General features: G+C 63.0%; 22 protein-coding genes. 7 read left to right on the top strand and 15 right to left on the bottom strand.

Features of this window, described 5'->3' with window-relative positions:
- Positions 1 to 96 precede the first annotated feature (96 nt).
- Both THIVI_RS16360 and THIVI_RS16355 read right to left on the bottom strand, forming a co-directional pair.
- Positions 97 to 543, bottom strand: a complete 447-nt coding sequence (locus tag THIVI_RS16360) for a hypothetical protein (RefSeq protein WP_014779649.1) — start codon at positions 541 to 543, stop codon at positions 97 to 99.
- A gap of 149 nt (positions 544 to 692) precedes the next feature.
- Positions 693 to 1,472 carry a lytic transglycosylase domain-containing protein gene (locus THIVI_RS16355; RefSeq protein ID WP_014779648.1) on the bottom strand — a complete coding sequence of 260 codons (780 nt, stop codon included), beginning with the start codon at positions 1,470 to 1,472 and terminating at the stop codon, positions 693 to 695.
- A 120-nt stretch (positions 1,473 to 1,592) separates the two neighbouring features.
- Between THIVI_RS16355 and nth the strand changes: the two genes are divergently transcribed.
- The 4 genes from nth (at position 1,593) to THIVI_RS16335 (ending at position 5,292) form a co-directional block, all read left to right on the top strand.
- On the top strand, positions 1,593 to 2,228 hold the full coding sequence (gene nth, locus THIVI_RS16350; protein WP_041447060.1) for an endonuclease III: 636 nt from the start codon (positions 1,593 to 1,595) through the stop codon (positions 2,226 to 2,228).
- Between the two features lie 100 nt (positions 2,229 to 2,328).
- On the top strand, positions 2,329 to 2,760 hold the full coding sequence (locus THIVI_RS16345) for a DUF1841 family protein (RefSeq protein ID WP_014779646.1): 432 nt from the start codon (positions 2,329 to 2,331) through the stop codon (positions 2,758 to 2,760).
- An 84-nt stretch (positions 2,761 to 2,844) separates the two neighbouring features.
- Positions 2,845 to 4,242 (top strand): Si-specific NAD(P)(+) transhydrogenase, encoded by a 1,398-nt coding sequence (gene sthA, locus THIVI_RS16340; RefSeq protein ID WP_014779645.1) that lies wholly within the window; start codon positions 2,845 to 2,847, stop codon positions 4,240 to 4,242.
- A 366-nt stretch (positions 4,243 to 4,608) separates the two neighbouring features.
- A complete protein-coding gene (locus tag THIVI_RS16335; protein WP_014779644.1) occupies positions 4,609 to 5,292 on the top strand; it encodes a hypothetical protein in 684 nt (227 codons plus the stop codon).
- Positions 5,293 to 5,407: 115 nt separating this feature from the next.
- On the opposite strand, the gene gshA is transcribed toward THIVI_RS16335, so the two are convergent.
- From gshA to rluD, 6 genes are all read right to left on the bottom strand, one after another.
- A complete protein-coding gene (gshA, locus tag THIVI_RS16330) occupies positions 5,408 to 6,991 on the bottom strand; it encodes a glutamate--cysteine ligase (protein WP_014779643.1) in 1,584 nt (527 codons plus the stop codon).
- Positions 6,992 to 6,993: 2 nt separating this feature from the next.
- Positions 6,994 to 9,093 carry a carboxy terminal-processing peptidase gene (locus tag THIVI_RS16325; protein WP_014779642.1) on the bottom strand — a complete coding sequence of 700 codons (2,100 nt, stop codon included), beginning with the start codon at positions 9,091 to 9,093 and terminating at the stop codon, positions 6,994 to 6,996.
- Positions 9,094 to 9,221: 128 nt separating this feature from the next.
- Positions 9,222 to 9,725, bottom strand: coding sequence for a peptide deformylase (gene def, locus THIVI_RS16320; protein ID WP_014779641.1), 504 nt, complete (start codon positions 9,723 to 9,725; stop codon positions 9,222 to 9,224).
- Positions 9,726 to 9,728: 3 nt separating this feature from the next.
- Positions 9,729 to 10,250 (bottom strand): glycine cleavage system transcriptional repressor, encoded by a 522-nt coding sequence (locus tag THIVI_RS16315; RefSeq protein WP_014779640.1) that lies wholly within the window; start codon positions 10,248 to 10,250, stop codon positions 9,729 to 9,731.
- 28 nt (positions 10,251 to 10,278) lie between these two features.
- Entirely contained in the window at positions 10,279 to 11,076 is a 798-nt protein-coding gene (gene pgeF / locus THIVI_RS16310) for a peptidoglycan editing factor PgeF (protein WP_014779639.1), read from the bottom strand.
- The gene (gene rluD / locus THIVI_RS16305; protein ID WP_014779638.1) at positions 11,057 to 12,037 is read right to left on the bottom strand and encodes a 23S rRNA pseudouridine(1911/1915/1917) synthase RluD; all 981 of its coding nucleotides are present in this window, start codon (positions 12,035 to 12,037) and stop codon (positions 11,057 to 11,059) included. The genes pgeF and rluD overlap by 20 nt, the downstream gene beginning before the upstream one ends.
- Positions 12,038 to 12,151: 114 nt before the next feature.
- Between rluD and THIVI_RS16300 the strand changes: the two genes are divergently transcribed.
- Positions 12,152 to 12,979: an outer membrane protein assembly factor BamD gene (locus THIVI_RS16300; RefSeq protein ID WP_014779637.1), complete on the top strand. Its 828-nt coding sequence runs from the start codon at positions 12,152 to 12,154 to the stop codon at positions 12,977 to 12,979.
- On the opposite strand, the gene THIVI_RS16295 is transcribed toward THIVI_RS16300, so the two are convergent.
- The 5 genes from THIVI_RS16295 to sucC all read right to left on the bottom strand — a co-directional run bounded on the left by THIVI_RS16295 (position 12,976) and on the right by sucC (position 17,700).
- Positions 12,976 to 13,314, bottom strand: coding sequence for a P-II family nitrogen regulator (locus tag THIVI_RS16295; RefSeq protein WP_014779636.1), 339 nt, complete (start codon positions 13,312 to 13,314; stop codon positions 12,976 to 12,978). The genes THIVI_RS16300 and THIVI_RS16295 overlap by 4 nt on opposite strands.
- Before the next feature lie 90 nt (positions 13,315 to 13,404).
- Complete coding sequence (locus THIVI_RS16290; RefSeq protein WP_014779635.1) at positions 13,405 to 15,015, bottom strand: NAD+ synthase; 1,611 nt, start codon at positions 15,013 to 15,015, stop codon at positions 13,405 to 13,407.
- 94 nt (positions 15,016 to 15,109) lie between these two features.
- On the bottom strand, positions 15,110 to 15,556 hold the full coding sequence (locus THIVI_RS16285) for a DUF29 domain-containing protein (RefSeq protein ID WP_014779634.1): 447 nt from the start codon (positions 15,554 to 15,556) through the stop codon (positions 15,110 to 15,112).
- A gap of 78 nt (positions 15,557 to 15,634) precedes the next feature.
- On the bottom strand, positions 15,635 to 16,507 hold the full coding sequence (sucD, locus tag THIVI_RS16280) for a succinate--CoA ligase subunit alpha (protein WP_014779633.1): 873 nt from the start codon (positions 16,505 to 16,507) through the stop codon (positions 15,635 to 15,637).
- The gene (sucC, locus tag THIVI_RS16275; RefSeq protein ID WP_014779632.1) at positions 16,504 to 17,700 is read right to left on the bottom strand and encodes an ADP-forming succinate--CoA ligase subunit beta; all 1,197 of its coding nucleotides are present in this window, start codon (positions 17,698 to 17,700) and stop codon (positions 16,504 to 16,506) included. The genes sucD and sucC overlap by 4 nt, the downstream gene beginning before the upstream one ends.
- 222 nt (positions 17,701 to 17,922) lie before the next feature.
- Here sucC and THIVI_RS16270 point away from each other — a divergent pair, with 222 nt between their 5' ends.
- Positions 17,923 to 19,032, top strand: coding sequence for an IS5 family transposase (locus tag THIVI_RS16270; protein ID WP_041447215.1), 1,110 nt, complete (start codon positions 17,923 to 17,925; stop codon positions 19,030 to 19,032).
- Between the two features lie 144 nt (positions 19,033 to 19,176).
- Here the strand turns inward: THIVI_RS16270 and THIVI_RS16265 are convergent, their stop codons facing one another.
- Positions 19,177 to 19,809 carry a hypothetical protein gene (locus THIVI_RS16265; protein ID WP_014779631.1) on the bottom strand — a complete coding sequence of 211 codons (633 nt, stop codon included), beginning with the start codon at positions 19,807 to 19,809 and terminating at the stop codon, positions 19,177 to 19,179.
- A gap of 52 nt (positions 19,810 to 19,861) precedes the next feature.
- Positions 19,862 to 20,656, bottom strand: coding sequence for a DUF2272 domain-containing protein (locus THIVI_RS16260; RefSeq protein WP_014779630.1), 795 nt, complete (start codon positions 20,654 to 20,656; stop codon positions 19,862 to 19,864).
- A gap of 206 nt (positions 20,657 to 20,862) precedes the next feature.
- Between THIVI_RS16260 and metG the strand changes: the two genes are divergently transcribed.
- The gene (metG, locus tag THIVI_RS16255; protein WP_014779629.1) at positions 20,863 to 22,911 is read left to right on the top strand and encodes a methionine--tRNA ligase; all 2,049 of its coding nucleotides are present in this window, start codon (positions 20,863 to 20,865) and stop codon (positions 22,909 to 22,911) included.
- Positions 22,912 to 23,043 lie beyond the last annotated feature (132 nt).

The raw sequence follows: 23,043 nt of genomic DNA, 5'->3' as shown, positions 1-23,043 counted from the left end.
GTTGACGCCGACCGGAGGTCGGCGCTCCCAGGTTCGCGCCCGGTCTTCGTTCAGAGTTCGGCAAGAATATGGCTATGCACTTTTCAGGAAATCGCCTTAAAGCTCGACCACATCCGCGACGATCTTGTAGAAATACTCAAGCCAGTGCTCGCTATCGGGAAAGTCCATCGAAAGCGGTCGCTGACCGTCGGTCTCCCGGATGCAGGTGAACACCGGCGAGCCATCTTTGCGGAGGGTCGCCTCGAAGCTCAGAAAGCCATGCGGCATGGCTAATTTCAGGCCATACGGCGCCCGCTCCGGTCCTGGCATCGACATCAGCAGCCCTGATACCCGATCGTCCCGACGATCATAGTCATCGGGCCAGATTTGACGCAGGACGGAGATGCGAACGTATTCGTTTTCGACATCCTTGAAGGCGCGGATGAGCGGCGCAGCCAGCTGAGCGCATGACGAATAGACATGCCGCTCCTTCAATTCGGAGTCCTGAGCGATCAGGACGCTTTCCTGCGCAAGTTCCCTTAATTTTTGAAGCGTTGGATTCATTTGAATATACCCTGGCCTTGGTTCGCCGTCGCCCGCCTGCCCGAGTCGATCATCGTGGGCAGCAGTCAGCATGATAGCGGAACAGGGTCTCATCTGGATGCCTGCTCTGTTATCGCCCGGCGAATTTCTCGGGTCTCCCACGACGCATGTCAACGAATGACACTCGTCTCCAACTCGAACATGGGTTTGCTTTTCGGACCCACTTCATGCAGCGACGGATCCAAATAACGGGCACTGAGCGTCGGTTTGACGTTCAGCGACAGCAGAGAGGGATCGAGATATTTTTTGAGCAGGCGCCGTGCCTTCCCGGTATTGCGCACGCCGCGCAGCGTGCGAACCTGCTTGAGCGCCGCTTGCGTGGGTGCGGTGCCGCCGTGACGACGATAATTGTTGATCACGGCCTCGGTATAGTTGAGTGTCTCCAGATAGGTGACCTGGCTGTTGGTGCGATCGACCACGCCCTCGCCAGCGTTGTAGGCCATGATCACTCGACCGTAATCGTTATTATATTTGTTTAGGAGTCGCTTGAGATGTCGCGTCCCCGTGCGGAGGTTGGTCTGGGGATCGAAGAGCGCGTCCGCCGAGGAGACGCCATAATCCGATGCGGTGGCCGGCATCAACTGCATCAGGCCGACCGCGCCGGCACTGGACACCGCATGGGCGTTGTAGTTGGATTCGGCGGCGACGACAGCGCGTACCAGTGCCTCCTCGACGCCGTATCGGCTTGCTACCGCGGGGATCAGTGCGGCGACCTGGGCGCGGCTTGGGCGTGTTCGGTTGGGCGGATAGGGCAAGGCTGGCCGAGGTGGCGCGGCGTCGACGGTTTCGGCGACATTCGCGGGTTGGGACTGATCTTTTGGCGTGCTCCAGGCGACGGTGGGAGCAAGCAGCAAGAGCAGCAACAGGACACTCGAAAAAGAGTAGATCATCCGTTCGACGAACCTCTGTGCTGGGCAGGAATCGGGTGGGATGGCTCGATCATGGTCGGTGTTGCCGATCACGGATCGTTCGAGTCGCATCGCACGACAGAGCGAGACACAATTCAAGCAATGAATAAAGAAAAACGCCACCGAATCTTTGAGCGTCTGCGCAACGCCAACCCCGCGCCCACCACCGAACTGATGTATGAGACGCCCTTCGAGTTACTGATCGCGGTCATCCTCTCGGCTCAGGCGACCGACAGGAGCGTCAACAAAGCCACGGCCAGCCTCTTTCCGCTCGCCCGGACTCCCGCGGAGATCCTGGCGCTCGGCGAGGAGGGACTCAAGTCGCACATCCGCACCATCGGGCTCTTCAACAGCAAGGCCCGGAATATCCTCAAGACCTGCGCCATCCTGATCGCCGAGCATGGCGGCGAGGTGCCGCGCGAGCGCAAGGCGCTGGAGGCGCTGCCTGGAGTCGGTCGCAAGACCGCGAATGTGATCTTGAATACGGCGTTCGGCGAACCGACCATCGCCGTGGATACGCATATCTTTCGAGTGGCCAACCGGACCCGGCTCGCCGAAGGCAAGACCCCGCTGGCGGTCGAACAGCAATTGCTGCGGCATGTCCCAAAGCCCTTCCAGAAAGACGCCCACCATTGGCTGATCCTGCACGGTCGCTATGTCTGTGTCGCCCGCACGCCGCATTGTCCGCATTGCATCATTGCCGATCTGTGCGAGTTTCCGGACAAAAGGCCGGATTGAGGATGGCGCGGCTTGACGACCCGATCCGACGCTGCCGGATTCTGATCAAGTTCCATCTGCGTGCCCATCCACCATTTTTTAGCGAGACGTCACGCACACCATGTTTTCCTCGGATCGCAACAGCCATCGAGACGTTTTCATCCAGGCCTGGAAGAAGGCCAGGGCCGAACAACCGCTGGAACCACTGGAACGACAGATCGTCGGAATCCTGCGGCAACATCCGGAGTATCAGCCGTTTCTCGAAGCGGAGGACAGCGCGCTGGAGCGTGATTTTCCCCCCGAGCAGGGCGAAGCCAACCCATTCCTGCATCTGGGGCTGCACATGGTCATTCTGGAGCAATTGAGCATCGATCAGCCCGCGGGCATCCGGAAATTGTATCGGAACCTGGCGCGGCGCACCGGCGACGCCCACGAGGCGGAGCACCGCATCATGGCGTGTCTCGCGGAGAGTCTCTGGAAACTCCAGCACGACCGGCAGCCCTTCAACGAAAACGACTATCTGGATTGCATCAGGCGTGCCGGCCGCGTTTGATCACGGCGGTGACCGTCGCCGGATTCGGGGGCTCCCGTGTTAGCCTTGACCTTCGTTAGAAACTGACAATGGAACCCTGAATCGATGGCCACGCAAGACTTCGACAGCATCGTGATTGGCACCGGACCCGGCGGCGAGGGGGCCGCGATGAAGCTGGCCAAGGCCGGTCAGCGGATCGCGGTCATCGAGGCCCACGACGCGGTCGGCGGCGGCTGCACCCATTGGGGCACGATCCCGAGCAAGGCGCTGCGTCACTCGATCCAGATGCTGGCGGATTACCGCCGCAATCCACTCTTCCAGCACACGCAGCACCAGATCGAGGTGGAATTTCCGGATCTGCTGCGGGCGGCGGATGGCGTCATCAACGAGCAGGTCCGTACCCGCTATCGCTATTACCAACGCAACCGGGTTCAGGTTATTTTCGGGCACGCGCGTTTTCTGGAGCCCGATCTGCTGGAAGTGCGACGCCCCGGCGGCCTGACCGATCGACTGCGCGCGCAACATATTGTGATCGCCACCGGTTCGCGACCCTATCATCCGCCCGAGCTGGATTTCAGCCATCCCCGGATCCGCGACAGCGACTCGGTGCTCGCGCTTCCGCATACGCCAAGATCGATCACCATCTATGGGGCAGGGGTCATCGGGTGCGAGTACGCCTCGATCATGAGCTCGCTCGATGTGAAGGTGAATCTGGTCGACACCCGTGACCGGCTCCTCTCCTTTCTCGACGACGAGATCACCGACGCGCTCAGTTATCGCCTGCGTCAGCAGGGCGTCGTGATCCGGCACAACGAGACCTATCGGCGCGTGGAGGCCGGCGCGGATGGCGTGGTGCTGCATTGCGAGTCCGGCAAGAAATTCAAGACCGATATCTTGCTGTGGGCGAACGGGCGCACCGGCAATACTCATGACTTGGGGCTCGACGCTATCGGCCTGACCCCAAATCAGCGGGGCCAGTTGGATGTGAACGCCAGCTATCAGACCGCCCTGCCCCACATCTACGCGGTCGGCGACGTGGTTGGCGCGCCTGCGCTGGCCAGCGCCAGTTATGATCAGGGACGTTTCGTGGGCGCTCATATCGCCGACGGGGACTGCGACTGGTCGCTGATCGAGGAATTCCCGACCGGGATCTACACCGTGCCCGAGATCAGTTCCATCGGCCGCACCGAACGCGAACTCACCGCCAGCCAGATCCCCTACGAGGTCGCGCAAGCGGACTTCAAAAGCATCGCCCGCGCCCAGATCACGGGACATACCGTCGGCATGCTCAAGCTGCTGTTTCATCGCGAGACGCTGGAGATCCTCGGCATCCACTGCTTCGGCGAACAGGCGGCCGAGATCGTGCATATCGGTCAGGCCATCATGTCCCAGCGTGGCGCGGCGAATACCATTCGCTATTTCACCGAGACCACCTTCAACTATCCCACCATGGCCGAAGCCTATCGGGTCGCGGCGCTCAATGGGTTGAATCGACTCTTTTGAGTATCGGTCCGGCCCTGGAATCGCCGAGTTGTACTCGGCACTCCGGATGCCAGACCGAAGCAATCGGCGAAATTCGTCTATTGCTATTTCATAAGATGCTTATATACTAACCCCGTTCTGAGCGAAAACCGCTGCTTGATCACGCAGGCACTCGTCCCTGAAGAGCCTGAATCGTCTGTGGTTCGCACTGTTGATGTAAAAAATTAAAAAACCGAAACCGTCTCTGCCGCAACGGTCAATGGCTAACGCAAAGCCGATGCCACTCGAAAACAGCGCCTGTCATGCTGGATGCGGTTTGATCGATCAGGATATTGCATAGCCGTTTGCGCGTTCGTTTCTTTGTCTTCCATCACCAAGGTGTGTCCTATGTCCAAGCTGATCCAAGCCGCTTCCATCCTCGCCCTCGCTGCCGCCGCCTCCACGGCTGGTGCCTGGTATACCGCTCCTCCCCAGGCCTCCGCCATGACGCAGGCGCCGCAACCGGCGGCGGTCGAGCAGGGCGCTGAGAATTTCAGGCCGGTAACGGGCCGTCCATTCGGTGCCGGTCACGCCTTCCCGGACGTTCCGCCGATGCCGGAGTTTGGACAATATCCCGTCATGCCCGAGATGCCCGCGTTCGGTCAGTTCCCGAACCGACCTGACATGCCGCCGATGCCCGCGTTCGGCCAGTTCTCGAATCGGCCTGACATGCCGCCGATGCCTGAGTTCGGCCAGCACCCCGCCATGCCCGAAATGCCCGCGTTCGGCCAGTTCCCGAATCGCCCTGATATGCCGCCGATGCCAGAATTCGGACAGTATCCAGCTATGCCCGAGATGCCCGAGATGAACCGTGAGCGTCCGGCCATGCCTGAAGCGTTCGAGGCCCGAATCAAGGAAATGGAAGCCCGTCGCGCCCAGGCGAAACAGCAGATGGAAGAGCGTCGCGCGGCCATGAAGAGCGAGCAGGAGCAGCGTCGTGCCCAGTATGCCGCGCACAGCTTCGATGCGGGCCGGGGTATGAACGCCAATGCGCCGTGCGCGCCCGCGACGACCTCGCCCTCCGTGCAGTAATGGGTTGAACGATCGCCATCGGCGGCAATCCGCCGCTCAGGCAAAAGCCCCGTCGCGGTCGCGACGGGGCTTTTTTCGTGGCTGAATGCGGTTTATGAATGCTCCCGAAAATCGCCTAATGGCCTTGGGCGAAATAGGCATCCAGAAAGTCGTCGAAGCTCCGATCGTCCGCGGCTTCGATCTCTCGCTGTTGCCGGAGCGAGTCGACCGCCAACCGATCGAACAACGCCTGACGTTCAGGACTCAGTTCCGATGACCGCAGGTCGCGACGATGCTCCTCGGCAAGCCGTTGCGAAAAGGCAAAAAATCCTTCGCGCCGCTCCCGCATCGTCTCCAGGATCCGCGCGGAGGGCGTGAGGTCGGGATGGTCGACCTTTTCCTGCTGCCGCCGCAAATTCTCGGAGCGCGGGCCATTCGCCGCGCCGTCCAGCAATTCCGCCGCCGCCGCCATGCCGGCAAGAATCTCGCCCGCCCACTGACGCAAGGTGACCGGGTGTCGGTCGCGGACTAACGCCAGCCCCGGCTCACGGCCGCGATGGGCGGTCAGCACCTGATTCTCGTCGATGTCCCGACGCTCGCGCGCGCCGATCCTCGGGCTGCCGAGCAGCAGGCAGTAGAGCATCAGGCCGTCGAGGAACAACAGTTGTTCGTCGCCCACGCCCACCGGCTCGAAGATGTTGACATCCAGCGAGCGGAGTTCGATATAGCGAATGCCGCGCCGACGCAAGGCCAGGGTCGGTTTCTCCATCCAGTCCGTGATCTGCTTCGGTCGCACCGTGCTGTAGTATTCGTTTTCGATCTGGAGCACGTTGGCGTTGAGCTGCTCGTAGCGGTCGCCGACCTTGACCCCGATGGCCTCGTATTGCGGACAGGGCGTCTGGATGGCCCAGGTCAGACTGCGTACATAGGCGTCGAGGCTGTCGTAGTTGGCCTTGATGCCCGTCCCTTCCTCCTGTTTGTTCTGATAGCCGATGTCGCCCATGCGCAGCGAGGTTGCGTGCGGATCGAAGAGGGTATCGGCATCGAAATGCTGGAGATCGGTCTCGCGCCCCTGCACGAAACTGGCGCAGACCGCTGGCGAGGCCCCGAACAGATAGGGCACGAGCCAGCCGATGCGCTGCAGGTTGCGGATCATGCCCATCTGGGCCTCGGCGCGAAATCCGACGCGCTCGCCCGCGACCGCCTCCTGGTCCTGGTAGAGATCCCAGAAGGCGTCCGCGAACGAAAAATTGAAGTGGACCCCGGCAATCAACTGCATGGTGCGTCCGTAGCGATTGCCGAGACCGCGCCGATAGGCGGTTTTCATGGTCGCCGCGTTGGAGGTTCCATACTGGGCGAGCGGAATCTCGCCGGCACGCGACAGGATGCAGGGCATGCTGGTGCCCCAGAGCAGTTCATCCGGAAGATGCCGGTAGACATAACAATGGATGTCCTTCAAAAATTCCAGCGCCGCCTGTCCGCTGCTCAGCGGCGGCGTAATGAGTTCGATCAGTGCCTCGGAAAAATCCGTGGTGATGTAGGGATGGGTGAGCGCCGCGCCCAGGGCGGACGGGTGCGGCGTCTCGGCGAGTCCGCCATTCGCCGAGACGCGCAGACCTTCTTTCTCCAGACCGATGCGATTGCCGGCGAAGGTGGCGCTGCCACCCGCGGCCGCCAGCCGCGCAATCCGCCGTTCCAGCGTCGCTTGCGAGTCGTTCAATCTCAGTCTCTCATCACGGCCATGGGGCGTTTGGCGCGTTCCAGCAGCACGCCATCGATCAGGATGCGCGCCGCTTCGTCCACCTCGATGCGCGCGATGGCCTTGCGCTGCACGTCCAGTGCATCCTCGTCGATCTGCTCCGCGTCCTCGTCCACGGGCGTGATTCCCCGCGCGCGCAGAAAGCTGTCCTGATCGTTCTTGAATGCGCGCTCGCGTTGCTCGTCAGCCGTGCGCCGTTCGGTTTCGCGCAGCGAGACCTGCGTTTGCTCCTCGATCTCGCGCATCATTTTGCTGCGCTCGGTGAGCATCTTGAAACCGGAATCGCGGGCAATCCGCTCGGCGGACTGGCGCGTCAACAGATCCACCCCGACCAGGCCGTTGCCCTGATAGGCGGCGGCCTGAATCCGCGTCCAGGGCAACGCATTGTCGAGCGAGCGTTCGCCGTGCTCCTTCAGATACTCCGCGCTCGGAAAACGGATATCGGGTTCGACGCCGCGCAACTGGGTGCTGCCGCCGTTGATCCGGAAGAATTCGGCCATGGTCAGCCGCAAACGGCCAAGATCGTTGGCCTCGCCGGGCACATAGCGGTTGAGATCGATCAGCGTTTGTACCGTTCCCTTGCCGAATGTCGGTTCGCCGATGATCAGACCCCGCCCGTAGTCCTGGATCGCGGCGGCGAAAATCTCCGAGGCGGAGGCGCTGTCGCGATCGACCAGAACGGCCAGCGGTCCGGAATAGGCCACGCCAGCATCGGTATCCGCCTCGATGTCGACCTTGCCGAAGGCATCCTTGACCTGAACCACGGGTCCGGTGTCGATAAAGAGACCGGTCAGCGACGTGGCTTCGGCCAGCGAGCCGCCGCCATTGCCGCGCAGGTCGATCAGAATGCCGGCGACGCCGCGCGCGACCAGATCGTCGATCAAACGGCGCACGTCGCGGGTCGTGCTGCGAAAATCGCGATTGCCGGATCCTTCCGCCGCGAAATCGCGATAGAAGGCGGGGATTTCCACCACGCCGATCTTCAGTCCGGGGCCGTTGGCGAGATCCTCTACGACAAAGCTCTTGGCGGCCTGATCTTCCAGCTTGATTTCATTGCGAACCAACGAAATCTCGCGCGCCCGACCGGTTGAACCGCTGGCCTTCGAGAGCAATTGCAGACGCACCACGGAACCCTTCGGCCCCCGGATTTTGTCCACCACGTCCTCCAGCCTCCAGCCGACCACGTCCTCCATCGGGCCGTCGAGTCCCTGGGCAACGCCCACGATCTGATCGCCCGTGTGGATCTGGCCGGAGTCGCGAGCGGGACCGCCGGGAACCGTGCTCTGCACGACGGTGTATTCGTTATCGCCGCGCAGCACCGCGCCGATGCCTTCCAGGGACAGCTTCATGCTGATGTCGAAATTCTCGGAGGTGTCTGGCGACATGAAGCTGGTATGCGGCTCCAGCGTCTGCGTGTAGGCATTCATGAAGGTCTGGAAGACATCGTCCCCATCGAACTGATGAATCCGCCGGGCAAGCCCCTCGTAGCGCTTTTGCAGACGCTCGCGAATCTCTGCGTCCGGTTTGTCGGCCAGACGCAGGGTGAGGAAGTCGTTCATCACCCGTTTGCGCCACAGATCGTCGAGGGTGGCGCTGTCGGTCGCCCAACGGGGATCGGCGGGTTCGAAGGCGTAGGACTCCGTCCGGGTGAAATCGAACGTGCCTTCCAGGAGTTTGAGCGCATGTGCGACCCGCTCGTCGACCCGCATGCGATAGACGCGAAAGATATCGAAGGCGATATCGAGATCGCCCCGGCGCAGGCTGTCGTCGAGATGACGGGCGCCATTCTCGAACCGCTCCACATCGCGGGCCAGGAAGAAGGAACGGTTGGGGTCCAGGGCTTCCAGGTATTTATCCAACACCTGACGCGCAAAGGTCTTGTCGAGATTCACCTTGCGGTAGTGATAGCGTTCCAGCACCTTGTTGATGACGATCGCCGATTTGGTGTGTCCCGGATTCGGGAAGAGTTCCGACAGCGGGATTGGATGCGGAACGGCAAGGGCGGCCGAGGCCGCCAACAGCAGCATCGCAACCGGCAGGAATCGGAACAGGCGCTGTTTCATGGGCAGTACTCTTTAACAATAGTCAATTTTCAGCCGCGTCGAGTCTGGCATGCGTCGTTTTCCGCGACGGACCGGCCTCTCTGGCGCCGACACACATCGGAACTGACACGGTTGCAGCGTTGAAATGTTCAGGTTTTGTAGACTTTCCGCCGGTAGAGGTCGGTCCGCCGGCTGACCACGCGGTCGACGAACAGCAGTCCGTCGAGATGATCCAATTCATGTTGGACCGCGCGCGCTTCATATCCCTCCATGGCGAATTCATGTTCCCGGCCATCGGGATCCTGTGTCTTGAGACGGATGCTGGTCGCGCGGATCACATTGCCGGTGTAGTCCGGCACCGACAGACAGCCCTCGCGCCCGATCGCATAGCCATCCCAGTGCACGATCTCCGGATTCACTAGCACCAGATAGCCGTGATTCGGGGTTTTGGGCCGCCCCGAGACGTCGACGATCACGATGCGCTGAAAGCGTCCGACCTGAGGCGCGGCAATGCCGACCGCAGCGGGGCCGTCCTGGCGCGTCTCTTCCAGATCCGCGACAAAGGCCCGCAGTTCGTCATCGAAACGCTCGACGGGCGCCGACACCTGCTTCAGTCGGGGATCGGGGAGTTTGAGAATGTCCAGAATGGCCATCGGTCAACCGATCAGTAAGTCGACGGGCGAAACATCCACGGATACGCCCTGTTCGACGAGAGGCGAAAGCGCGGACTCCAGGGTTTCCAGCGTCTCGGCGCAGAAACCCTGGATGTTCATGATATAGATCGGCCGCTCTTGGTCGCCAGCCACGTCCGATTCAAGTTCCAGGATGTTGAAGCCATGATTGGTTAGGATCCAGGTCACCTCGGCGACGATGCCGGCGCGATCCGCCCCCGTCACCCGCACCTGGAAATTCGGCACCAGATGCTGGTGCAATCCGCCATGCACCTGATCCAGATGGACGCGCAGACCGAGTTCGCCAGCCACGGGAGCGAGTGCGTCCAGGATCTCCCGACCGGACCCTTCGCCGCGCACCATCAGCATGATGGTGAAATTGCCGCCGAGCCGAATCATCGACGCCTCGCCGAGATGACAGCCGACCTCGTAGAGCGCGCGCGTGACCCGCGCGACGATTCCCGGGCGGTCGGCGCCCACCAGAGTCAACATATTCCAATCTGACATGGATTTTCTCTCTGTGAATCCGGAACAATCATGCTTGGTTCGCGCCTTGCGCGCGGGCGCTATCTTCGTCGCGCGGCGCGAGCCAGATCAGGCTGGCCATGCGCCCGGTGACGCCATCGCGCCGGTACGAAAAAAACCGTCGCGGCTGCGAGAAGGTACAGTCTCCGCCCCCGTAAACCCGTTCGATGCCAAGCCGGTCCAGACGCTGGCGCGCGAGCAGAAACAGATCGGCGAACCAGGGACTGCCCGGCGACTCTCCCGCGCCGGTCCGCGGGCCTGGACGAAAGGCCGCCGCCGCGCGCGCATCCGCTGCGACGAAGCGCTCGCGCACCTCGTCGCCGACCGCGAAGGCCGCGGGCCCGATCGCCGGGCCAAGCCAGACCAGCAGGCGCTCCGGTGCGATGTCCAGTGCCGCCACCGCCGCCTCCACCACGCCCCCGGCCAAGCCCCGCCAACCGGCGTGGACGGCGGCGACGCGGGTTCCCTGCGCGTCGCAAAGGAGCAGCGGTAGACAGTCGGCGGTCATCACGACACAGGCCGCGCCCGGCGTATCCGCCACGGCACCATCGGCGTCGCGGTTCAGACTCGCCGCGCCGGCGCGGACGATCGCGCGACCATGTACCTGACGCAGCCAGTAGGGCTCGGTGGACAACCCGAGTTGTGCTAGGAGTCGCGCGCGATTTTCATCGACCCGCGCAGGCTCGTCGCCCACATGATCGCCCAGGTTGAGGCTCGCAAACGGCCCTTCGCTCCGACCACCATCGCGAGTGGTGGAGATGGTGCGCACCCAGGGCGGCGCTGGCCACTCAGGGCGAATCAGTTCCAACCTTCGCCTCCCGTCGAAACAAATCCAACAAAGCCTCCAGGTCCGGGGCTATCGGAATCTCCCAGACCATGGCCTCTCCGCTCGCCGGATGATTCAGCCCCAAGCGGATCGCATGCAGCGCCTGACGCGGAAATGCCTGGAGTTCAAGGGTTAATTCGGCCGCGCAGCCGCGCGGCGGACGCGGCCGTCCGCCATAGGTGCGATCGCCGACCAGCGGATGGTGCAGATGCGTCAGGTGTACCCTGATTTGATGGGTCCGGCCGGTCTCCAGTTCAACGCCCAACAGGGTATGGCCAGGATAACGCTCCAGGACGCGATAATGGGTCACCGCCGGACGGCCATGGGGAACCACCGCCATCCGGATACGCTGGGTGGGATGGCGTCCGACCGGGGCATCAATGCGACCGCCCGTCACCAGTTCGCCGACCGCCAGCGCGCGGTATTCGCGATGCACCCGGCGCGCCTGAAGCTGTTCCACCAGCGACTTGTGCGCGGCGAGTGTCCTGGCCACGACCAGCAGACCGCTCGTGTCCTTGTCGAGCCGATGGACGATGCCGGCGCGCGGCACCTTCGCCAGCTCCGGGGCGTGGTGCAGCAGCGCGTTCTGGAGCGTGCCGTCGGGGTTGCCGGCCGCGGGATGGACCACCAGCCCCGCCGGTTTGTTGATCACCAGCAGGTGCGCGTCCTCATGGACCAGATCCAGCGCGATGTCCTGGGCCGTGCAGGCATCGCTCGCCGCGAGCAACGCATCGAGACGGATGGCGTCGCCGTCCCAGACCTTGTCGCGACAGCGGCGCGGCGCGTCGTTGACCAGCACCTGCCCGGACTCGATCCACTGTTGCAGACGGCTGCGGGAAAACTCCGGCAGGAGCGCCGCCAGCGCCTGATCGAGACGCGCGCCCGCGAGCGCGGAATCCACCCGCACCGCATGTCGCACCGATTCGGAGGCCGCCGGGTTCATGAGAAAATGGTCCCGGCGCCGAGGTTGGCGAGACGCGACGAACCGCATCGCCGCGCGCTGGAACAACGCCCTTCGGGTATACTGCCGACGATTTGAAACAGGTGTCTTTGAGTCATGCCTCGAACGTTAACACGACTGCCCGTGCTGTTGCTCGTCGTCGCGCTTGCCGGCTGTGGAATCTTCGGCAAGGAAATCGACCCAACCGAGGGCTGGAGCGCCGCGAAGCTCTACGCGGAGGCGGCCTCCGAACTTGATTCCAGCAATTACACGCGCGCCGTCGAACTCTACGAAAAGCTGGAGTCGCGCTATCCCTTCGGGCGTTATGCCATGCAGGCCCAGCTCGATGTGGCCTATGCGCACTATCGCGCGGAGGAGCCGGAGAAGGCCATCGCCGCCGCCGATCGTTTCATCAAGCTCTATCCGCAGAATCCGTTCGTCGACTATGCCTACTATTTGAAAGGTATCGTCAACTACAACCGCAGCGTGGGTTTCCTGGATCGCTACATCCCGACCGACCCATCCCAGCGCGATCCTGGCTCGGCACTTGACGCCTTCACCGATTTCTCCGCGCTGGTCGAGCGGTTTCCGGACAGCAAATACTCTGAAGATGCGCGTCAGCGCATGCTCTATCTACGTAACAACCTCGCCAGACATGAAGTCAATGTCGCACGTTATTACATGCGTCGTGGCGCCTATCTGGCTGCGGCCAATCGCGCCAACTACGTCATCGAGCGTTTTCAACGCACCAGTGCCGTCGAGGATGCGCTGGAGGTGCTGATCGACGCCTACCGTGCGCTGGACAAGCCGGAACTGGCCGCCGACGCAACGCGGGTGCTGGAGCTGAATCGTCAGGCCGGGCGCTTCGTGTCCGACGAGCCCGAGCCTGGCGAGGTCGATCTTGCCCGCAAGCTCTGGGAGTACCTCAAGCTCGACGAAGGTTAAATGGCGGCCTCGTCTTCCTCGCCGGTGCGAATCCGCACGACCCGCGTGACCTCGGAGACGAAGATCTTGCCGTCGCCGATCTTGCCGGTCCGGGCGGCTGCGGTGATGGCGTTGATGCAACCCTCGACCTGCTCGTCGGCGAGCACCAGCTCGATTTTGACCTTCGGCAGGAAATCAACCACGTACTCGGCGCCACGATAGAGTTCGGTGTGGCCCTTTTGGCGCCCAAAACCCTTGACCTCGATCGCGGTCATGCCCGTGATGCCGGCAGCGGACAAGGCCTCGCGGACATCGTCCAGCTTGAAGGGTTTGATGATGGCTTCGACCTTTTTCATGAGAATCTCCGTTGTGGGTCGCGGCGAATTGAAGTACGGAAGTATAGGTTCACGACCGAACGATGAACAGCGCCAAGGGGACGCTGCCGCTCAGAAGCCGCTGGTAATGGGATACCGACGATCACGTCCGAACGCCCGCTCCGAGATGCGGACTCCAGGAGGCGACTGCCGCCGTTTGTATTCGTTGCGATCCACGAGTCGCGCCACCCGGCGCACCACTTCGGCCGGGTAGCCCTGGTTAACGATCGCCTCGACGCCCTCGTCCAGTTCGATATAGAGGCGCAGGATCGCGTCCAAAACCTCGTAGGAAGGAAGGCTATCCTGATCGGTCTGATCGGGTCGCAATTCCGCCGAGGGCGGCCGCGTCAGCACACGCTCCGGAATCGCCGCCGAGCGCGTGTTGCGGTAGCGCGCCAGTCGATAGACCAGCATCTTGGGGACATCCTTGATGGGCGCGAATCCGCCCGCCATGTCGCCATAGAGCGTGGCATAACCGACCGCCATCTCGCTCTTGTTGCCGGTGGTCAACAGGATGCGCCCGGTCTTGTTACTAATCGCCATCAGAATGACCCCGCGACAGCGCGCCTGGATGTTTTCCTCCGTGACATCCGCCGGCTGTCCTGCAAAGGCCGGTTCCAGCATCTCCAGAAAGGTTCGGAAGGCGGGCTCGATCGGGATGATTTGCGTCGCCACCCCCAGCAGATGGGCCTCTTCGAGCGCATCCTCATTGCTCATGTCGGCGGTATAACGCGAGGGCATCAGAACCGCCTCGACCCGCTCCGGTCCCAGCGCATCCACCGCAATCGTCAGGGTCAGCGCCGAGTCGATCCCGCCGGACAGACCCAGCACCGCGCCGCTGAAACCGTTCTTGCGCACATAATCGCGCACCCCGAGCACCAGCGCGTCATAGATGGCCGCCTCTTCGTCGGGCGGCGGTCCCATGGCCGCGGGACTCGTCGCGACGATCGTCCCGGCGTCATCGAAGTCGACGGTCAGCACGGACTCCTCGAAACCCGGCGCGCGCGCGACGATCCGCCCGGCGCGATCCGCCACGAAGGAGGCCCCGTCGAACACCAGCTCATCCTGCCCGCCCACCAGATTCGCGTAGAGGATCGTCAATCCGTGATCGCTCGCCCGACGCGCCACCAGCGCCTCGCGGTCCTCGCTCTTGCCGGCATGAAAGGGCGAGGCATTGAGATTGAGCAGGAGCTGGGCACCGGCCTCGGCCGCCTGGCGCGTGGGTCCGGCGTGCCAGATATCCTCGCAGACACTCAGCCCGATCCGCAGACCGCGATGCTCGAACACCGTCGGCGTCGCGCCTGGCTGGAAATAGCGCTTCTCGTCGAAGACGCTGTAATTGGGCAGATGCTGCTTGGCATATTCGGCGATCACCTCGCCCTCGCGCAGCACCCCGGCCACGTTGAAGAGTCCGCCCACGGCCTGAAGCGGATAGCCCAGAACCAGTGTGATGCCAGTCGCCTCCGCGCGGATACGCTCCAGCGCCGTCTCGACCCGGCGCAGGAACTCCGGGCGCAACAGGAGATCCTCCGGCGGATAGCCGGTCAGCGCGAGTTCGGGGAAGACCAGCAGATCCGCGCCCTCGACGCGCGCCCGGGTGGATTCGGCGACGATGCGCGCGGCGTTACCGGCGACATCGCCGACCAGCGGATTCATCTGTGCGATCTGGATACGACAAGCCAAGGTGATTCGCTCCGAAGCTAAATGGTCTCAATCATAAAGAGTCGCCGTCGCTCAACGCGAATCCAGGCCCTTTTGTTCGTTCCATGGCGGATGGCTAGACCGACTCAGGCAGCCAATCCTCGTCCAGCATCTGTTCGAGAGAATAGGGACATCCGATCGGGAAAAGATGCGGCTCCAGATCGGTTTCGATGACCGCCTCGCGTACCGCCTTGCCATAGACTTTGGCAAGGTTCTCGTCATCCAGCAGCACCTTAAGGCTGGGCGATTGTTCCAACAGGCGTTCGATGGCCGTCCGTTGATGAACGATGGTCAGCAGCCAGCTTCGGCCGCGCCGTTCCGGTTGGTATTGATGTTTCAGCAGATGCAGGAGCAATACCTGCAAACGGTTCAGGAGTTCCCGGCGTTCGCTGGCACTCATGCCTTCCAGTTCCTCGGCAAGATGCTGGGCGTCCACCTGATCGATCTGACCGGCGCGCAGCAACCGGGCGTTATGCATGGCCCAGGCATGGAAATCGGCGTCATAGGTCAGGTTCTCTGTCATCGCTGTTTCCTATCGAGATGGATTGATTCGCGGAAAAGCCTGAACAGACTGATCAAATTCTATCGACCGTCGAATGGATCAAGCCCCCAGCAACTCCGCCATCCGCGCCCCCATCGACGCCGGCGAGCGCACGGTTGTGACTCCAGCGGCCTCCAGCGCGGCATATTTACCCTCGGCGGTGCCCTGGCCGCCGGTGACGATGGCTCCGGCATGGCCCATGCGCTTGCCGGCGGGCGCGGTGACGCCGGCGATATAGGCCACCACTGGCTTGGTCATCCGGGTCTGGATGAACGCGGCCGCCGCCTCTTCCGTGCCGCCGCCGATTTCGCCGACCAGAATTACCCCATCGGTCTCGTGATCGGACTCGAACAACGTCAGACAATCGACAAAATTCAGCCCCTGAATGGGATCGCCGCCGATCCCGATGCAGGTGCTTTGACCCAGGCCCGCCTGGGTGGTCTGAAAGACCGCTTCGTAGGTCAAGGTTCCCGAGCGCGAGACGATCCCGATCCGCCCTGGTCGATGGATCGAGCCGGGCATGATGCCGATCTTGCAGGCGCCGGGGGTGATGACGCCCGGACAATTGGGACCGATCAGCACTGACGCGCTGTTCGCCAGCGCCGCCTTGACGCGCAGCATGTCGAGCACCGGAATCCCCTCGGTGATACAGACGATGACCCGAATGCCCGCGTCCGCTGCCTCCAGGATGGCGTCCGCCGCATAGGGCGCGGGCACATAGATCATGGTGGCATCGGCGCCGGTTTCACGGACCGCAGCATGCACGGTATCGAACACGGGGCGGTCGAGATGGCGCTGACCGCCCTTGCCGGGCGTGACTCCGCCGACTAGATTGGTGCCGTAGGCGATCGCCTGTTCGCTGTGAAAAGTTCCCTGTTTGCCCGTGAACCCCTGACAGATCAGGCGCGTTCCGGCATCGATTAGGACACTCATTGCGCGCCCTCCCGCAAGCCTGTTCTCGCGGCGCGACCGGCGGCCGTCACCACCTTGTCCGCCGCCTCGCTCAGATTGCTGGCGGTCACGACGGACAGATCGCTGTCGGCGAGCATCCGCAGCCCCTGGGGCGCATTGGTGCCTTCCAACCGCACTACGACGGGGACAGCGACATCCACCTCGCGCACCGCCCGCATGATGCCCTCGGCGATCAGGTCGCACCGCACGATGCCGCCGAAGATATTGACCAGCACCGCCGTCACCTTGGGGTCGGAGAGGATGAGCTTGAACGCCTCGGCCACCCGTTCCGCCGTGGCGCCGCCGCCCACGTCGAGAAAATTGGCCGGTGCGCCGCCGTGCAGCTTCACCAGATCCATGGTCGCCATCGCCAGTCCGGCGCCATTGACCATGCAGCCGATATTGCCGTCGAGGCTGATGTAATTGAGTTCGTGCACCTTGGCCTCCGACTCGCGGGCATCCTCCTGGGTGGGGTCGCGCAAGGACTCCAGGTCGGGATGCCGGTACAGTGCGTTGTCGTCCAGATTGATCTTGGCGTCCAGCGCGATCAGATCGCCCGTCTCCGTCACGACCAGCGGGTTGATTTCCACCTGACTGGCGTCGCACTCGGTGGCCAGCCGGTAGAGTCCGTCCATCAGGGCCGCCAGCGCCTTGGTTTGAGTCCCTTCCAGACCGAGCCCGAAGCCGAGCCGGCGCGCATGAAAGGGTTGCAGGCCGGTGGCCGGATGGACCCGGGTCAGCAGGATCTTGTCGGGCGTCGCGGCGGCCACCGCCTCGATCTCCATGCCCCCGGACGCGGAGGCCATGAACAGCAGTTGTTCCGAGGCGCGATCCACCAGCAGGCTCAGATAGAGTTCGCGGGCGATCGCGGTGGGTTGCTCCACCAGCAGGCAGCCGACGGGCAATCCCTCCGGGCCGCTCTGATGGGTGACCAGACGACTGCCGAGCAGACACCGCGCCGCGCTGGCGACCTGTTCGTCCGCATCGGCCAGGATCACGCCGCCGGCCTTGCCGCGTCCGCCCGCATGGATCTGCGCCTTGACGACCCAGCGTCGTCCGCCGAGTTCGGCGCAGGCCGCCTGAGCCGACTCCGGCGTCGTCGCGACAAGCCCCGCCGGTACCGGGATCCGATAGCGACGAAAAAGCTGCTTGGCTTGGTATTCGTGTAGATTCATCGCATGCTCGCGGTCACGGTCGACAAGTGCGGATTGGATTCGAGGACGCTGCCCATTCCGCTGGCTGGATTCGCGCAATTCTGATCCAAACCGCGTCCAGAGTGAAATTAAACCGCGTCCGTCATTGAGAGCAAGGCAGGACGGCGTCCACTCAGAGGGTGTAGACAAAAATAATTGAGCTGCTATTTGTATACCAGTCTACAACTGAGCTGGTGTGCGCTGATGTCGAAAGCTGGTCGTCCCCCCAAGATTCACGAGGCGGAGCAAGCGGTATTGCGTCAAATTGTCACGGATCGCCCGACCTCCACGCTGTCAGAGATTGCCCGGGAACTCGCGGCACGGACGGGAATCGAGGCTCATGAAGCCACGATTCGCAAGTCCTTGCGGGAGGCGGGCGTCACGCGCCTCCGGGGCGAGAGTGGTCTCGAGGCGCAAGCGCGCGCAACGCCGCGTCGGTATGGGTATACGGATGCGCATCGTCGCCACGACCCCGACCAAAGCTACCCAAGTTGTCTGACCGATGCGGAGTGGGACTTGGTCGCCGCTCTCTTTGAGATGCCGGGCGGGCGGGGTCAACCGCCCCGCGTGTCGCGCCGGAGCATCCTGGAGGCGTGTTGCTACGTGGTGCGCACGGGGTGCGCGTGGCGGATGCTGCCGCACGATTTCGCGCCTTGGCAGAATGTCTACAAGACGTTTCGCCGTTGGAGTGCGGCTGGGAAGTTTGAGCAGATGCATGATCGACTGCGGGGGCAATGGCGCGAACGCGAGGGGCGTGAGATCGCGCCGACGGCGGCGGTGCTGGATGCGCAATCGACCCGCGGCTCGCCGCAGGGTGGACCGAGCGGCTTTGATGCGGGCAAGCAGGTCAAGGGGCGCAAGCGCAGCCTGGTGGTCGATACCTTGGGGTTCGTGTTGGCGGTGAGCGTGGTCGCGGCCAATCTTCAGGACCGCGATGCCGCCTCGGGCGCCGTCGCTGACGCGGCCGCCAAGTACCCCCAGATCAACACGCTGTTTGTCGATAGCGCCTACGCCGGTCAATTTGCCCAAACCACCGAGCAGACCCACGCGATCCGCGTGGAAGTCGTGCGCCATCCAGCCAACAAAAGCGTTGGCTCCTGGCACGTGGACGGGGCGCCTGACCGAGTGGTGATCGCCAACGCCGACGGCTTCGTTCCGCTGCCGAAGCGCTGGGTTGTCGAGCGCACCCATGCGTGGAATGAGCGTGCCCGTCGATTGATCATGCATCATGACCGTCTGCCAGCGGTCTCCGAAACCTGGGTTTGGCTGGCGGAGGCGCGCATCCTGCTGCGGCGGTTGACCACAACGGTTTGATTTTGTCTACACCCTCTTAGGGCGCGTCACCAATTCTCGTCCTGTCGGGGCGAATGTATTCGCCGCGTTGGCTGCGCGGACACAGGGATGCAGAGGCGAATGAATTCGCCCCGACGGCGATGCCGCGCAACACCCGCTCACCGGCTAACCATTGCGCATCACCACCGGCAGGCTCGCCAGATTCACGGTGCCGTACTGGCTGGTGAAGGTGATGGACGAGCCGCCGCCCTGCTGTTGGGAGAAACCGCCGATCTGATGATCGAGAGTGTCATAGACCCAGCAGTTGCCGCCGGTGTCCACGGCCAGGCGGCGAGCATTGGCGAAATAGGCGTATTTGACGTTGTTCTGAGCGCCGGTGGCGCTGGGCGAGCCGAGTTCGGCGGGCCACCAGTTGACTGACGGGTCCGGGACGAAGAGGCTGGATTGGCCCTGAAAACCGCCCGCTGTCTGGCTCTGATAGCCCATCCCGCCCTGGTTCTGGGACTGGAAACTCCCGCTTTGGAGCAATCCGGGCTGACGCGCCAGGACGCCCGAGAGATCGTTGCACAGCGAGTCGACACGGCCTTTCAGTGAATTGTTGAACATGTCGCCGAGCATGATCATGCCGCCCTGCATCCATTGGCCGCCGCCGCCGAATTCGGGATGGCCGAATTGGGCCATGGAGCCGTTGCCGTGCAGGACGGCGAACAGCATGTGGGTGACGGCGTCGGTGCTGAAGCCGTGACGCTGGGCCAGCTCGGAGACGAGATTTTGACCTTCGGGTGTGAGTTGCTGCATGTGCTTGGCCTGATGAGGTTGGAGTCGAATACAGGCTAGCACGCGCGGATGATTACAAGCGATTTTCCATGATCAGGAACCAGGGGCGCCGTGGCACCGTCTGCAGGCGTCCTTGGCCGTCCAGTTCCAGGGTTGTCCGCGAAACCGAGTTGCGGACGTTCCCGCCGATCGCCTCCAGGATCCGGGGGGTCTTGGCGACCACCAGATCGCAATGGGTGCTGGCGCCATTGAGTGCCCTGGCGCTGGTATAACCATTGATGCTGCTCGGGCGGGACGCGCCGCGGGAGGCGCAGATCAGATCGCCTGGCTGAGGGCTGTAGTCCATGATCCGGCGGGGAACGAACCAGCGGCCCGGATAGCCGGCTTCGTCGATCATGCTGGCGAGGTAGACCCAATGCGAGTCCGAGCGGCGGAACTGGCTCTCGGGGACGCCGGCCGACTGCATCACCCAGCTTATGAAGGCGGCGGACCAGGGCTGCTGGCAATCCATGCCGTCCAATCGCGGTTTGCCGACCGCGCGCCAGTAGGCATTGACCCGGCTGCTGTGGCGCCCACCGTCGTCCTCCCAGGATCCGACGTGCGGAATGCTCTCCTCGGACCCTTTTAATACCACGGTCTGACGGTCGAAAAACTCCCATTCGCGCGTGGCGCGGGAAATCATCGCCTGTTTGAGTCTGGCGTTGGAGGCGGGCGCCGATCCAATCCTGGCTCCCGCCCAGGTTCCGAATTTGTCCCTTGAGTCGGCCGCGGGGGTCTGGGGAGCGGTTCCGCAGGACGCCAGTGCGAGACAGAACGGGATGAGCAGGGCCAGTCTTGACCATTTCAGAACGACAGATTGGATCGGCACGGCGTGGTGATCTCCTGATGGCTGTTGGGGGGTGCCGCCTTACTGCCATTAAGTTAAACCGTTCGTGGAGAGCTTGTCGAACCATGAATGGCTTAAGCGCGCGCAAGCCCAGCCGGTGAAAATGGCTCGCCCGCGCCGGCATGGCCGGTGGGCGGGCGAGCGTGAGATACTTTCGATCTTTAGTCGAAGACCAACCGAGCAACCACATGAGCAAGCCTCGCGACATCCTCATCACCAGCGCCCTGCCCTACGCCAATGGGCCGATCCATATCGGTCATTTGGTCGAATATATCCAGACCGACATCTGGGCGCGGTTTCAGAAGATGCGCGGTCATCATTGCTGGTATGTGTGCGCCGACGACGCGCACGGCACGCCGATCATGCTGCGCGCGCGTCAGGAGAGCATTGCACCCGAGGCACTCATCGCGCGCGTCGCCGCGGAACATCAGGCCGATTTCGCGGACTTCCGGGTCGGTTTCGACAACTATCATTCCACCCATTCGCCCGAAAATCAGCACTTCGCCACGCTCATCTACGAGCGTAACCGGGACGCGGGACACATCGCCAAACGGACGATCACCCAAGCCTATGACCCGGTCGAACGGATGTTTCTGCCCGACCGTTTCATCAAGGGCGAATGTCCCAAATGCGGCGCGGCGGATCAGTACGGCGACAACTGCGAGGTCTGCGGGGCGAGCTACTCGCCCGCCGAGCTGAAAAATCCGCGCTCGGCGGTCTCGGGCGCGGTGCCCGAGCAGCGCGAATCCGATCATTATTTCTTCCGGCTGGGCGATTTCGAGGAGATGCTGCGGGTCTGGACCCGTGGCGGCCTGCAAAAAGAGGTCGCCAACAAGCTCGACGAATGGTTCGACGCCGGACTCCAGGAGTGGGACATCTCGCGCGACGCGCCCTATTTCGGCTTCGAGATCCCCGATCATCCGGGCAAGTTTTTCTATGTCTGGCTGGACGCGCCCATCGGCTATCTGGCGAGCTTCAAGAATCTCTGCGACCGCACCGAGGGGCTGGATTTCGACCATTACTGGGGGAAGGATTCGACCGCCGAGCTGTATCACTTCATCGGCAAGGACATCATCTATTTCCACGCGCTGTTTTTCCCCGCCATGCTCCACGGCGCGGGCTTCCGTACCCCGAGCGCCATCTTCGCCCACGGCTTTCTCACCGTAGACGGACAGAAAATGTCCAAGTCGCGCGGCACCTTCATCAAGGCGCGGACCTATCTGGATCACCTCAACCCCGAATATCTGCGTTACTACTTCGCCGCCAAGCTGGGGCCGGGCGTTGACGACATCGATCTGAACCTGGAGGACTTCACCGCGCGGGTCAACGCGGACCTGGTCGGCAAGGTGGTCAATATCGCCAGCCGCTGCGCCGGTTTCATCGGCAAGCGGTTCGCAGGCCGGTTGTCGGGCGCCTTGTCGGAATCCGCGCTGTTCGCCGAGTTCGTCCAGGCCGGCGACGCCATCGCCGACGCCTATGAGCGGCGCGAATTCAGCCGCGCGGTGCGCGAGATCATGGCCCTGGCCGACCGCGCCAATCAGTACATCGACGAGAAAGCACCCTGGGTGGTCGCGAAACAGCCGGTGCGGGATGCCGAGTTGCAGGATATCTGTTCCATGGGGCTCAATCTGTTCCGGCTCCTGATCGGCTATCTGCGCCCCATCCTGCCCGGCACCGCAGTCGATGCCGAGGCGTTTATGCGGATCGAGCCGCTGACCTGGGCGGCGCTCGCCGAGCCATTGCTGGACCACGAGATCGCGCCCTTCACGCCGCTCATGACCCGCGTCGAGCCGACCCGGATCGCGGCCATGCTGGAGGCATCGAAAGAAGATCTGAGCGTCACGGGCGCGACCGCGACCGCAGCCGTGCCGGACGAACCCAATCCGCACCTGACGCGCGACCCCATCGCCGACCCGGTCGATTACGAGACCTTCGCCAAAACCGATCTGCGGATCGCGCGCATCCGCGAGGCAAAATGGGTCGAGGGCGCCGACAAGCTGCTGCAACTCACGCTCGATCTGGGCGGCGAGACCCGCAACGTCTTCGCCGGAATCCGCTCGGCCTATGATCCCAAAGATCTGGAAGGGCGGCTGACGGTGATGGTCGCCAACCTGGCCCCGCGCAAGATGCGCTTCGGCATCTCCGAGGGCATGGTGCTGGCCGCCGGACCGGGCGGGAAAGATCTCTTCATCCTCAGCCCGGACAGCGGCGCCGAGCCGGGGATGAAGGTTAAATAGCGGGGCCTAGCGACCGTTCATGGTTCGACCCTTCGGCTGCGCCCAGCAGGGCTCACCTCGAACGGATGACAGGTTGCGGTTCACGGTTCGACAAAGGCACCACGAACGGATTACATTTGACCCAGACGTCTT

It is taken from the genome of Thiocystis violascens DSM 198, assembly GCF_000227745.2.
Taxonomy (GTDB): domain Bacteria; phylum Pseudomonadota; class Gammaproteobacteria; order Chromatiales; family Chromatiaceae; genus Chromatium; species Chromatium violascens.
The sequence above is the reverse complement of the archived record's forward strand: the minus strand, read 5'-3'. Positions and strand labels throughout refer to the sequence as shown.